Origin of the sequence: Streptomyces sp. NPDC015032, from assembly GCF_043080425.1 — a bacterium.
Taxonomy (GTDB): Bacteria; Actinomycetota; Actinomycetes; order Streptomycetales; family Streptomycetaceae; genus Streptomyces.
Map to the genome: position 1 here is coordinate 23,192 of NZ_JBIBVN010000055.1, position 11,851 is coordinate 35,042.

Annotated in this window: 12 protein-coding genes and 1 pseudogene; 2 read left to right on the plus strand and 11 right to left on the minus strand. The window is 68.1% G+C overall.

Going from position 1 to position 11,851, the window contains the following annotated elements; translation table 11 throughout:
* Positions 1 to 44: 44 nt before the first annotated feature.
* Positions 45 to 629 carry a hypothetical protein gene (locus ACF08M_RS38120; protein WP_392189890.1) on the minus strand — a complete coding sequence of 195 codons (585 nt, stop codon included), beginning with the start codon at positions 627 to 629 and terminating at the stop codon, positions 45 to 47.
* Positions 630 to 879: 250 nt separating this feature from the next.
* On the opposite strand from ACF08M_RS38120, the gene ACF08M_RS38125 reads away from it, so the two are divergent.
* A complete protein-coding gene (locus ACF08M_RS38125) occupies positions 880 to 1,224 on the plus strand; it encodes a hypothetical protein (RefSeq protein ID WP_392189891.1) in 345 nt (114 codons plus the stop codon).
* Between the two features lie 212 nt (positions 1,225 to 1,436).
* Here the strand turns inward: ACF08M_RS38125 and ACF08M_RS38130 are convergent, their stop codons facing one another.
* The 4 genes and pseudogenes from ACF08M_RS38130 to ACF08M_RS38145 all read right to left on the minus strand — a co-directional run bounded on the left by ACF08M_RS38130 (position 1,437) and on the right by ACF08M_RS38145 (position 4,564).
* On the minus strand, positions 1,437 to 1,970 hold the full coding sequence (locus ACF08M_RS38130) for a hypothetical protein (RefSeq protein ID WP_392189892.1): 534 nt from the start codon (positions 1,968 to 1,970) through the stop codon (positions 1,437 to 1,439).
* Positions 1,971 to 2,166: 196 nt separating this feature from the next.
* Positions 2,167 to 2,727: a hypothetical protein gene (locus ACF08M_RS38135; RefSeq protein WP_392189893.1), complete on the minus strand. Its 561-nt coding sequence runs from the start codon at positions 2,725 to 2,727 to the stop codon at positions 2,167 to 2,169.
* Positions 2,728 to 2,868: 141 nt separating this feature from the next.
* Positions 2,869 to 3,048: pseudogene (locus ACF08M_RS38140) on the minus strand (Tn3 family transposase); the annotation flags it as partial.
* Between the two features lie 118 nt (positions 3,049 to 3,166).
* Positions 3,167 to 4,564 (minus strand): hypothetical protein, encoded by a 1,398-nt coding sequence (locus tag ACF08M_RS38145; RefSeq protein ID WP_392189894.1) that lies wholly within the window; start codon positions 4,562 to 4,564, stop codon positions 3,167 to 3,169.
* Positions 4,565 to 4,677: 113 nt separating this feature from the next.
* Here ACF08M_RS38145 and ACF08M_RS38150 point away from each other — a divergent pair, with 113 nt between their 5' ends.
* Positions 4,678 to 6,381: a hypothetical protein gene (locus ACF08M_RS38150; RefSeq protein WP_392189895.1), complete on the plus strand. Its 1,704-nt coding sequence runs from the start codon at positions 4,678 to 4,680 to the stop codon at positions 6,379 to 6,381.
* Positions 6,382 to 6,474: 93 nt separating this feature from the next.
* On the opposite strand, the gene ACF08M_RS38155 is transcribed toward ACF08M_RS38150, so the two are convergent.
* From ACF08M_RS38155 to ACF08M_RS38180, 6 genes are all read right to left on the minus strand, one after another.
* Positions 6,475 to 7,353 (minus strand): endonuclease/exonuclease/phosphatase family protein, encoded by an 879-nt coding sequence (locus ACF08M_RS38155; protein ID WP_392189896.1) that lies wholly within the window; start codon positions 7,351 to 7,353, stop codon positions 6,475 to 6,477.
* On the minus strand, positions 7,350 to 8,195 hold the full coding sequence (locus tag ACF08M_RS38160) for a hypothetical protein (RefSeq protein WP_392189897.1): 846 nt from the start codon (positions 8,193 to 8,195) through the stop codon (positions 7,350 to 7,352). The genes ACF08M_RS38155 and ACF08M_RS38160 overlap by 4 nt, the downstream gene beginning before the upstream one ends.
* Positions 8,196 to 8,466: 271 nt before the next feature.
* The gene (locus ACF08M_RS38165; RefSeq protein WP_392189898.1) at positions 8,467 to 8,913 is read right to left on the minus strand and encodes a hypothetical protein; all 447 of its coding nucleotides are present in this window, start codon (positions 8,911 to 8,913) and stop codon (positions 8,467 to 8,469) included.
* Positions 8,914 to 9,114: 201 nt separating this feature from the next.
* A complete protein-coding gene (locus ACF08M_RS38170; protein WP_392189899.1) occupies positions 9,115 to 9,330 on the minus strand; it encodes a hypothetical protein in 216 nt (71 codons plus the stop codon).
* A 99-nt stretch (positions 9,331 to 9,429) separates the two neighbouring features.
* Positions 9,430 to 9,630, minus strand: coding sequence for a transposase (locus tag ACF08M_RS38175; protein ID WP_392189900.1), 201 nt, complete (start codon positions 9,628 to 9,630; stop codon positions 9,430 to 9,432).
* A 351-nt stretch (positions 9,631 to 9,981) separates the two neighbouring features.
* On the minus strand, positions 9,982 to 11,851 hold a 1,870-nt coding region (locus ACF08M_RS38180), incomplete at its 5' end, for a hypothetical protein (protein WP_392189901.1).

Sequence of the window (11,851 nt, forward strand, 5' to 3'; positions counted from 1 at the left end):
GGCGCAGCGGTCGCCCCGAGAATCGCTGACGGTCGTGAGCCTCATTAGCTTTTGTGCGGGTTGAGGGCGCGCAGCCGGCTGACGAAGTCCGGGGTGGGGCTTGTAGAGACGTGTTCGCCGGTGTCGGTGTCCAGGTAGCCCCACTGGCCGGTGCTCCCGGTTCCGCAGACTATCAAGGTGAGCGTCCGGTCCGGCTCGTGTACCTCGGTGACCTCGTGGTAGAGGGCGAGAGGAAGATCGTTCACCGTGCCGCTGGCGTGGCTGATGCCTAGGTTGGTCACGACCTGCCCGCCCTGCGGGGCGTAGCGGTCTTCGTCGTAGCCGCCCAGGAGAACATGCGAGCGGAAGGCCCAGGGGTGATCGTGGGGGCGTGCCCGGTCGCCGCCCCGCCGGTCGGGCAGGCGCCACAGGTTGATCTTCACGGTGCTCGCTGCCGTCCGGCGCAGGACCAGCTCGGCCTTGTAGGCGTCGCCCCGGTCGTCGGGGACGAGGGTCCAACCGGCCGGGCTGACGAACTGCTCCCAGGTGAGTGGCGCGAGTTCCGGTAGGTGGCTCTCGACTCCGGCTGAGGCCACCTCGAACATCTCGCTCGTGATGGTCAAGCCGGGCACGATCGTAGTCGCCTTCATGCCATCGAGTCTGGCGCGACCTCCAGTTGTGGGAGGTCACTTCGCGCCACCCGCCCCGGCGAGACCGGCCTGACCCGGAAGCTGGACGGAACCTACGCAATGGTCTGATTTACATCGCCGACAATGGCCCGATCCACGCTTTCGACTCCGTAGTCGTCCGTCCTCCACCTCCCGGAGGAGAGCCATCTGACTCCCTCCTGCATCCTCTGTCCGCGTTCCGTATTGCGCTGCTGCATGTCAGAATCGGCCCATGTTTTTTTTGGGGCGGGACGGCATGCGCGACCTGCAAGCGCGGGCCGAGCGCCTGAGCGCGGACCTTGCCAGTGGCCAGTGGAAGCCGAACCGCTTCGACAGGCGGGCACTGCTCAAGCTCACCAGCGCGAACGGTCCGGTGATCAACCGCGAGGCTATCGTCACGATGTTCGACCAGCTCTACAAAGAGCATGGGCCCGGGCAGCTCAACAAAATGACGAGCCGGCTGACGACGCTGCTCACGGACACGGCAGCGGCGCAGGACCAGCCGTCGATCGCCGCACTCCCCGAAGGGCAAGAGGCCCTGAGCGCGGTCAGTTCTCTCGTCCGCAGTGCGGCATAGCTGCGGCACACCTTCTGGCCCGCGAGTCGGAGGGGAGGTGGTGCGGTGGTCCGTGCCCGGCGTGGAGATTGGCGTGGGTCCCCACTCAGCCGCCATCAACTGGTGTCCGGGGCCGACGGCGAGGTTCAGCGAGTGCAGGGTGCGCCTACGAGGCGACCGGGGCCCGGGAGGCCAAGGCGGACTTCCGAGCACGCTCCGAACAGGACGCAATGTCAGATGACACGCTCCAACACAGGTCGAGGGCGCCGGAGCGTCGGGGTGGCCGATAACCGGGCAGTGAGGCGAGATGCTCGCACACACCGCTGTACTCGGGGAACGCGGGCGATGCCCTGGCGGCGGGCGTGTTCGGCGACCGCGATGCCGTGAATCTTGGCGACGAACACGCTGAGGGCCGTGGCTTTCTGAGGGGTGTAGCCGTTCGTCGTGGCCATCTGGATCAGGGGGTCTGGGGCGGTGGCGGTCAGCACACCGACGGTCTGGTCGTGCTCGTCGGTGGCGACGAGCACCAAGCAGACGGTGCTCAGTGCCTCGCCGCCCAGGCTGTGCTCGGAGAAGCTGTGGGTGGCGGCGTTGTGGAACTTCTCGGCGCCGGCGCCCAGGCCGGTCAGGATGGCCGAGCCAGCCGTCCCGTTCTCGATCGCCTCACGCAGGACGGGGAGAATCCGCACCTCGTCCCCGGTGGTGGTCATCAGCGCGTCGGTCGCCGCCGCGTCGCCGGGGCGGGCCAGGTGGATGCGGGTGCCCACGGGTCGCTCCAGCCAGCTCGGAGCCGTTCAGCGGACAGCGGCGGCGTCCGCTTGGTCTTCTTGGTGGTGCGCTTGCCCATGGGCAGAACCCCTCTGGCGTGGGCTGGCCCTGAGCCGGCTGACGGTGGTTGTGGAGCGGCTGGACGTCGCGATCTGACTGCCCGGCGGCCCAGACATCGCGGTGGAACTTCGTGGATCAGACTGGTCCGCGAACCGCTGTCTCACGGCCGGCGGACAGTGGGTTCACTTGTTCCAGTCCGCTTTCTTGAGCCCTTCCTTCAAGATCGAGTTGTTCAGCTGCCGTACGACGGTGAAGGGGCGGGGCAGCACGTTGTCCGTGCATCTCGGCCTGATCGACGGTCAGCTGGAATAGATCGCTCAGGTGGGAGCGGCGCCGCTGTTCGTCGGCGCAGGCGGCGCTCAGCAGCGCGTCGAAGGTGTCGACGTCCCCCGCCGACCAGGCCGCCATCATCCGGCGGGTGAACACCCGCCGCTCGGGCGAGCGGTCCTCGATGTTCACCGGGTTGCCGCCCTCATCCGAGCTGGTCGTCCAGTCCGACCCGACGGCCAGGGACAGCCGACACACAAAATCGCTGGCCACCCGCGCGAGCGTGACAAGCGCCTCGCAGTCCATCTCCGCCAGGGCCTGCGCCCGGCGGTAAGCGGCCGACACGTCGCCCAGCGCGCCCTCGGCCACCGCCGCCTGAAGCAGCACATACCCCTGCTCCACCTGCTCGTTGAGCTTCTCCAGCACCATCCCACCCCCGGGATCGTCGAGATTGATGTCCGAGCGATCCTCCCAGCGCTCAGCCGACCCTGGGGGCAAAATCGGTCAGGCCATGGACCACCGCGCCGGGGAAGGCCCGGTGCGAACTTTCCCCGAGCCGCCCGCAGGCACTCACTCCTCGGCGGCGGCCGGGTCGCGCAGGGGCCGCAGTCCGCCGGGCAGGTCGGGGAGCTGGAGGGAGTACCGGCCGAACATGTTGGTGTGGTGCCGCACGAACGGCGCGAGACGGGCCACGTCCTCGTCGCGGACGTCGAACCCGTCCGCGCGCAGCTGGTTCACCGCGGCGTCCACCCGTCCCCGCGTTCCCCGCGTCGGTGTCGTCCTGCGAGCACCTTGCTGCCGCCCTGGCCCGACAGCTCATCGCTCTGCTCAAGGCGGGCACGATCCAGCCCCGCGGGGGAGAGCGAGCTCAAGGGCCGATGGTGTAGCGCGCGATCAGTTCGGGCAGGGCGTTCTCGCTCAGGGCGAGGTGATGGGTGGGCTCGGCATCGTGGAGGTGCCGGGTGATGACGACTTCGTACAGGTCGGCGCGCTGGTCGTCCGCGTACTGCTCGGTCACCTGGTACCAGTGCAGCAGTACACGCCAGGTGAAGCGCTGCGGGCCGGGGCTGGCCTGCCAGTCCAGTTCGAGATGGTGGTGGCTGTGGGCGCTGGCGACGGCGCGGCGCAGCTGCTCCGGCACGACCTCGGGGTTGCTGGCCCGGTCGAGGAGTTCCCGGAGGTCCTCGGCGCAGGTCTTGGCCGGCGGGAGCGGACCGTTCAGGCCCGGCGGAGGGCCGTCCTTGAGAGTCCCCTCGGGGCGGCGCGGCCAGCGCAGATCCGCGCATGCCTCCACCTCGTCCGCGTCGATGTCCTCGGTTCCTTCGATGTCGTCGAGGTCGACCACGTACCCGGCCGGCCCATCGACCGTCTCGGTCGCGTTGTCGAAGTACCAGCCGACATCCCGTACGTACCCGCGGTGTCCGATGTGCGTCCCCGCGGTGACCTTGACCCGGTCGTGGGTGTGGTGGCCCTGCTGCTCGTTGATCATCTGCCGTTGGACGACGCCCGCCGCCCAGTGCGTGCACACCTCCAGCGCGGGGTCGGGCAGGCCGGTGCCGATGCTCCGGCTCATGCCGCCCCACCGGGGCTCCGGTGCGTCCGGCACCCAGCCGTCATGGGAGCTGCACGACGGGGTGGGCTGGAGAAAGGCCGACTTCACCGGGGCGTTGGGGTCCCAGGTCCGGGTCAGCCACTGCCAGCACTCGGTCACCGGATCGCCAGGGGCAGCGGTGCGGGATAGGTCGTGTCCGCCACGGGGGAGGACGGTGGTGGCCAGCTCAGTCACCCGCGCGTCGTCGCGCAGCTGCCACAGCACCGCCGGCCAGCCGATCGCGGCGACAGGCTGGCGCTCGCGCAGGTGCAGGGCGTAGAGGACCACGGCGACGATGCCACGCATCGCCACGTCGTCCCAGCACTGCTCGTCCATCCCGCCGGGCCGGTCGGCCGCGGTGGCGTCAGTGGCGCGCCGCATGGCCTCGTTCCACGGGTTGGGGGCCGGTGCGCGAGGGGGCATGGGCTGGCTCCTGCTGGTCGGTTGGTGTGCGGGCCTGGAAGGTGTCCTCTCCGAACTTACCGGGTCGCTCCGTGAGTTCGAGGCGTGCAGCGGCTGGATTGGCGTTGATTCTGTGCGCTCGTACAGCCAGGTGACCAGTGCGGGTGCCGCGTGCACGGTGGCTACTGACTGGCCGGTCAGATGCTCGGTGATGGTGCCGGTGGTCTCGATGCGGCTGGCGGCGAGCGCTTCGAGCTGGTCGAGAGTCGGCAAGGACCGTCCGGTTCCCGGTGCCCGTGGACATTCCGGCCAGCGCACGTCGGCCGGGCCGACCGGGGCCCAGTGACGGCTATCGCGGGCATGAAGGCGAGGTCTAGGGTTACCGTATGCCTGCGCATCCCCTTGCTGACCTGGCCGCCGGTCTGCGTTCCAGGACCCTTGCCTTCCTGCGTGCCCCGGTGAGCCGCGACTTCTACGGCATGCTCGTCGACCAGGGGCATACGTTCGTGATGCCGGCCGCGTGGTCGGCCCTGCCTCACTCTCGTCAGATCGAGGGTCTGCTCGCCGCGGAGGGGAAGCGGGTCGCGGACGGTACGACGTTCGCGATGGCCGCGGACCTCGTGCGAGCGGCGCGCGAGATCGGCCAGGACCCGTCGGTCCCCCTCCCGTTCAAACCGGACGTGCTGCCCGCCCCGTCGGGCATGCTCGTCTTCTCCGTCGACGAGCCGCTGGCACATCTCCCCTCGGGGGATCCGGTGGTAGCGGTCACCTGGGGGCCGCCCATGGACGGCTTCTCTTCAGGGGTGCGTCTGACCTGGTGGGCGCCGATGCGGGAGGAGGGGCAGGAGAGGGACGCCGCTGCCCGGGGACGACTGATCCCGATCGTCCCGGACTTCGACCTCCACTTGCCCTTCCTCCCGCTCTTCGACAGCCGCCTGCACCTTCAACGGGTGCCTTCCGGGCTGATCTACTCGGCGGTCCCGCTGCGCAGCGTGGTGGCCGCCTGGTACGCCCTCACCGCAGACGGCACCACGCTCCGCGAGGAACGGCCACAGGCCACTGTCACGCAGGCGCTGAAGGAGCTGAAGGCGAAGAAGCGCGGCGTCCAGGTCGCCACGACCAGTGGAGCCGGCACCGCACGCCTGGGCATCACCGAGCGTGCCGCGCAGACGATGCGTGAGGTGAGCGAGGGCTACATCTTTGAGCCGGCGCCGGAGCTCGCCGCCACCCCGAAAAGGGCCGAGCACGGTGTGTTCGACGCGGCCCTCGACCACAAGCTCGAAGCCGACCACCGGCGCCTCGCCCACGTCTACCGGGAAGCGGCCGACCACTGGCACCGCCTGGAGATGCAGGTCACCCAGCGGTACCCCGGGATCTTCGAGGCCCTGGAAGAACTACGCACGCAAGAGGGCTCGCAGTGGCAGCCGTGGTGCTGGATGCCGAGCGTCCGCGTATCCGGGTGGCTCATGCATATGTACGACGCCCCGATAGACCAGGCCGGGTGGGACGGGCCTCGGATCGCCGCCCTGGGGGCCTGGCGCAGTGGAGGGCGCCATAGCGTCCTGACCACGCTCCCGCTGCAGACCACGGCCAGCGACCACGTTCCCGCAGACCTGACCGAGACGATACCCGCTCCCGGGCTGGGACTGGTCATCGACGACAACGGCACCGTCCACCTGCTGCTGGCCTACCTCGACGAACTCGGCGATCGCGGCACCGCGGACGCCGAACTCGTGCTCATCTCCAATTACGGCGAGCCCACCCGCATGCTCGATGACATCAAGCTCACCGTGTTCCTCACCGGAGACAACCTTCTCGAGGCGGTGAAGACCACGCAGGCCTACTACGACCGCGCCGCGGTCGAGGACGGTACAGAACCCCATCCCGCGGATGAAGCCCTGTACGCCGACCACGCCCACACCCTCGGCCTGTTCACCGGGCTTCTCGCCAGTACCTGCGCGCCCGGCGCCGAGCTGAAGGACGCCGGGGCGCTGACCGGACGCAAACTGCCCGCGCCCTGGCCGCCGGAGCCGAACGTGCTCCCGGAAATGACACTCTGGCTCCTGACCGGTACGCCCGCGGCGCACTGAGACGAGGCAAGGCGGAACACGGCGCCGGTTGCAGCCCATAAACCTGTGCATCTCAATGCTCCCTGCCCTGCCAGAAGTTGGATGTCCGAAGAGTCACGGCACGGTGACGGTGGCGATGACCAGGTAGTGATCGGACAGCTGGGCCTTGGCATCATCGACGGTTTCGAACGCAACCGGGGACAGCCCGTAGGTGTAGACGCGGTCCAGGCGCCGCGGCGCGTCGGCGTGCAGGAACGCGCCGGTCTGCTGCCGCCGTGATGGGGGCAGCAGTTCGGCGGCCACGTCGATGAACCCGCCGACCTGGAGGACCTTGCTGGGACGCCGGTCGAAGACCGGACGCCTCTCGCCGTCGAGGACGGGGTCGCCGGCCGCGTCGAACAGGGCCTGCGAGGAAAGCATGTAGTCGGGCAGCAGATCGATGTCCGGCTCCAGGTCCGGCTCGGCCAGGTGCGCCCACCGTTCCCCGCGGGGCCGCCCGTGTACCGAGTTGAAGTCGCCCGCCAGCACAGCCCGCCCGGGCCCGGCGGCCAGGCGCGCCATGTGCTTGGCCTCGCTGTAGCGGACCTCGCCGTTGGCATGATGGGCGTGCACGGCCATGACATTGACGTCGCCGATCCCGTCGATGTCCAGGCGGTGCTGGGCGAACGTGCGGTGCGCGATGCGGGAGTAGTCGTTGGTGGAGCGGCGGCGGATGCGGCCCCGGCGCCACAGCAGCGCGGTGTGACGGTGGTCGGCGCGGCTGCGGGCCGCGACGCCCTCCATGCCCAGGCCGTCGGCGTAGCGTTCCAGGACGGGGCCGGTGCCCTCCCACACCTCCGGGTCGTCGCTGTCCAGCCACCCGGTGCCGCCGCATTCCTGGACGCTGAGGATGTCGAGGTCGTGGGCGGCGAGCATTTCGATCTGCCGCCCGGCGAGGTCGCCGTCCGCCTCGTGGATGTTGTAGGTGCCGATGCGGAGCTGATGTGTACTCATGCCGTACCTCCGACGAGCCGGTCGCAGTCGAGGGTGAGAGAGACGGCGCAGTGGTCGCTGAAGCCCTGTTCGATGGGCTCGGTGTGCACGTCGTACCCGACGATGACCTCGGCCAGGGCGGGGCTGAGAAGAAACAGGTCCTGACGCCGCTCCACATCGTTCTTACCGAAGCCGCCGGTGGGACGGTTGTCTCCGACCTGATGGGCGGCGTCGACAAACCCTGCGCCCTCGAGCACGCTCGCGGCCGTACGATCCGCCACAAGCCGGCCGTCCTCGCCGCGCACGAGCTGCGTGTGATGCAGGTGGCGCGGCAGCGGACTCCAGTCCGGCTCCGCGTGTCCGATGCCGAGCGTGTTGGCGTCGCCGAGCACCAGGGACAGCCGGCCCGGCGCGGCCAGTGTCTGCAGGGGTTCGACCTCGGCGGCGCGGTGCGCCGGCGAGAACGGGTCGAGGTGGAGGTTCCGGATGCACCAGACCGCATCGCCGCCGTCGACGCGGGCGTTCGCCCAGCCCAGGACGTGGTGGTACTTGTTCCGCTCGGCGCCCTGACCGATGGTCTCCCAGCGCGGGTTGGCCAGCAGGGCGGTGTGGAACCGGTGGCCGGCGGTGGTGGCATTCGCCACCGCCAAGTACCCCGAGGTCATGCCGAGTTGAGTGCGGGCCTGGTGCAGACGGCGCTCGCCGAGCAGCTCCCAGAAGTTGCACTCCTGAAGTGCGTACAGGTCGGCGTCGAGTGACGTGAGGAACGGGGCGGCCGCCCGCCAGCGAGCGTCGTCGCCGAGGCCGTCGTCGTCCCTTCCGCCGAAGAGCGTGTTGTACGAGACGATGCGCAACAAGGTCATGCCGTCCTCCCGCTCCCGGCGCGGTGACCGGACAGGGCCGGCACGCGACGCCGCCCGATCACGTTCGGCCGATGTACGGGTATGGGGTGAGCGATGGGGCGGGTGGAATGCACGATTCCCCTCCTGTTCGTGGCGGTCTGCTTCTGGCGGGCGCGGGCCCAGCTGCCCGCGCGCGGCGTTCTGAGCGGGCGTTGATCAGCCAAGTGGCCGGGAGGAGAGCGCTGCTGGGGCATGGATTCCTCGTTCGTCGGGCCGCTCGGTTGGTACCGAGCTACCAGGTGATGGGAGCGCTGAGTTCGGTGACGGGCTGATGAGCGGCCTCAGGAATACCGAGGAGAACTCGGGCCTCGTGGACTGCCAGGAGTTGCTCGACGGCAGGTGGTCCCCAGTCGAAGAGGCCCAGGGCCTGCTCCGGTGTTGCCAGGATCCGGACGTAGGTACGGCCGGTCGACGGGTCCGCAGTGGCGGGGCCGAGGCTGGCGAGGGCGGCGGCGTAGCGGATGCGGGAGCACGGCCCGTGGGGGTCAGACAGGTACCCGATATAGCGGGCGCCGGCGAGCTCGGCGGCGGCCTCCTCGCGGGCCTCGCGGATCAACGTGGCCTCGGGATCCCCGTGGTCCGCGAGTTCCGGAGTGCCGCCGGGCAGGCAGGCCGCACCAGTGTCGGGCTCGAGGATCTGGTGCAGCGCAGTATTTGGCCTCGTCGAATGGTTCCGCACAGATAACTTCTTTGGGGTGGTTTGTCTCTTCTGCTGACAGGAGAGCGGTCACTGTAGGTTCGCGTTTCGTATGTCCCTTTCTCGTTGACGATGGGCCTTGTCCGGCCCACGGGGCAACATGGCGAGACGAACTCCTGTCTGATCGTTCGCTCGGAGATAGTGCTGATCCCGGTCTCGTTCTCTGTAGAGCTTGTAACAGGATCACGACCGGGCCTTCTTGAGGCGTCTCCAGCAGATGAGGCTGCAGGCGAGGGTGATGAAGGCGTCGTAGAGTTCGGTGCGGCGTTCCCATCGGACGGCGAGGCGTTTGTCGCGGTTCGGGTTGGAGTCGTAGCCCTTGTCGCCGAGCAGGGTGCCGGGCCGGCCGGGGCGACCGGCGGCGGGCCGGTGTCGGCGCCCGCCTTTTCGCACGGACATGAGAACCGTCCACGCACGCCCGTGACCTGTAGAGCTCGCCGGCCGCGTTCAGCTCCGCGAGCAGGACCCGATGCAGCTGGTCGAAGATCCCGCCTTCTGTCACCGGTCCAGGTGCCGCCAGCATGCCTGACCCGAGCCGAACCTCGGCTCCAGCGGCAGAAGTTGCCAGGCTGTGTCGTTGTGGAGGACGAACAGGATTCCCTGCGGGCAGAGACGATCCGGCACCGGCCGCGGCACCGGCGACCGCTCTGGCCACGGCGGCAGCAACGGCTCGACCAACGCCAACAACTCATCGTCCATACGATTCAAGGTTGAGGACCCACACCCTCACGAACGGCCAAATCATCACACGGTCAGGGCCAACCAGGACGCTTCAACAAGATCGTGTTACGAACTCAATGCACGGCAATTGTCACCGATTCAGCACGCTACCTGTCACCAATACCGATGTGGGTAGATGATTGTCATCATTGCACTGGGCGTTCGAGCGAGTTGAATATCCCGCGACTCCCTATCCTATCGGCGGACCAGTGAACGGTTGGTCGCTGCCCCTGTTGGGTTTGCCGTGTGACCGAGAACGCCACAGCGGGTGCGCTGTCGACCACATAGGTATAGGGGACGCAGGATTCGGTGGATGCCGGGCGATTCTTCCTATGTGACGGGTGGCCAGGGCTGCTGAGCAAGGTGGCGTTGCAGTTCGATGTGCCGGAACTGGTAGACGGTTCCGATTTGCCGCAGCACGCCGCGGTGTTCGTGCGCATCCTGGAGAAACGGCATGAGACGCCAGGGAACTCTGTGCCGTATCGCAAGGTAGGTCCTTGATGCCATGAAGTCTGCCCAAGCTGTATGGAAAGCGCCGACCATCAGGCCAATGATCACCCCGCAGCCGACCGCGATTGCCGCTTCGGCCCGCGAGGCGCCGCCGAATATGATGAAAGGGATGATGGGCCCGGAGGCGAGACCCCCAATCGGCGCGAACATAAAGCAGATGCGGCGGTCCCGGGCAAGCAGCGGGGCTGCTCCGACCTCGGTGGTTAGGTCGGAAGGCTCCGACCTCATCCCTCGCGCGACTACGTGCAACAACGCACTCATAGTCCCGAGAACAAATCCAACATAGGCCCCCCAAAATGCATCTTCGGGACTGACACTGTAAATAATTCCTTGTGCAAGTGCGCCGAGGATGGTCAGGCCGGGCACCCAAAGTAACCCGATCAGCGTGGAGCCGAGCGACCAGCGGATTCGCGCCTTGGGCGCCCCTGTACGCGTCCGTCTGAAGAAGCTCAGGGGCATGATGACAGCCCCTCCGATGAAGAGATATAGCGTGGACAAGTCCCTCCACGTTGGCGTATCGATGCTTAGCAAGATTTTCATGAGAAGGCTAAACGCCATCCAAAAGAGGCTGAGAGCGAGGCTGTAGGCGAGCGCGCGGAGGGCCAGGTTCAGACGTGTGCCTGGGGTGCGGCGGATTGCAGGCAGTAGCAGGGACAGGGCGGTGGAGGCGAGTGCGAGGGAGAACCCAACTGCAAAGCCGCCCCGCGGGTCACCGTTGGACGCGGCAAAGAATGCAATCCCGATGCCGCCGAGCACCCCGTAGATGATGCGTTTGGAGCGGGCGGAGACAGCGTAGTGGAGTTCCCACCAGGCGAGGTTGGGGGTGCCATCGCGGTGGTTTTCCAGGTGGTGGGCAAGAAAGGTGAGGGTGCGAAGGGCCTGGACTTTGGTCCAGGGAGACGGGTTGGGGTTGTGAGGGCTGTAGGCGGCGGGGATGTAGGCGTTGAGCAGGTGGGTGTCCAGGGCGGTACGGGTGGGGTAGGCGGCGGTGTCGCAGAGTTCGTCCGGGTGTGGGTAGGGTCCGGGTGTGGCTTGGGGGCGGGGGTTGTAGATGGTGCGGGCCAGGAACAGTCCGAATGGGGTGCTCAATGCTTGCCGGGCAGGGGTGTTGGTGCCCAGGTGGGTAATTACCTGGTTCCAGCGGTCGGCGGCGGGGGCGTGGGGACCGCCTGCGTCGCGGCGGAGGTAGTCGGCGGCGGCCTGACGTGTGAGGGGGAGCAGGTGGATGCCGGCTGCGCCGTTGAGCCGGACCGTTGCGTCGGGCCTGGCCAGGGCTGTGCGGTAGGGGACGGCGCGGCTAGACAGGACCAGGGGCTGTCGGGCGGGCATGGTCCGGTTGAGGGTGTCCAGCGCCACGGTGTGCAGGGCGGGGGGTAGCTCGTCGAAGCCGTCGAGCAACGGGACGATGCGTCCGGTTGCCAGCAGAGCCTGAGCCAGATCGGGCCGGCGGGTGCCTGGTGTGGCGGTGATGGTCGGTGCTGGGGCACGCAGTCCTGGGTGACTGCGTCGTAGCTGTTCGGCCAGCCAGGATTCGAGGGAATCGTGGCTGGGGTCCCAAGAGGCAAGGGAGAACAGGACCGGTACAGGTCCGCCATCGGGGCTTTCCCCTTGATCGTGGACACCGGTTGTCATGCGGCGGTGGCCAGCGTAGTTGATCGTTGTTCGTAGGCGATCGGGCTGATCTGGCCGA

Bases quoted from the DNA above. Each gene is read 5' to 3' on its own strand.
- ACF08M_RS38120 (WP_392189890.1), bottom strand. From the start codon at position 629: ATGAAGGCGACTACGATCGTGCCCGGCTTGACCATCACGAGCGAGATG.
- ACF08M_RS38125 (WP_392189891.1), top strand. From the start codon at position 880: ATGTTTTTTTTGGGGCGGGACGGCATGCGCGACCTGCAAGCGCGGGCC.
- ACF08M_RS38135 (WP_392189893.1), bottom strand. From the start codon at position 2,727: ATGGTGCTGGAGAAGCTCAACGAGCAGGTGGAGCAGGGGTATGTGCTG.
- ACF08M_RS38150 (WP_392189895.1), top strand. From the start codon at position 4,678: ATGCCTGCGCATCCCCTTGCTGACCTGGCCGCCGGTCTGCGTTCCAGG.
- ACF08M_RS38155 (WP_392189896.1), bottom strand. From the start codon at position 7,353: ATGAGTACACATCAGCTCCGCATCGGCACCTACAACATCCACGAGGCG.
- ACF08M_RS38160 (WP_392189897.1), bottom strand. From the start codon at position 8,195: ATGACCTTGTTGCGCATCGTCTCGTACAACACGCTCTTCGGCGGAAGG.
- ACF08M_RS38170 (WP_392189899.1), bottom strand. From the start codon at position 9,330: ATGTCCGTGCGAAAAGGCGGGCGCCGACACCGGCCCGCCGCCGGTCGC.
- ACF08M_RS38175 (WP_392189900.1), bottom strand. From the start codon at position 9,630: ATGGACGATGAGTTGTTGGCGTTGGTCGAGCCGTTGCTGCCGCCGTGG.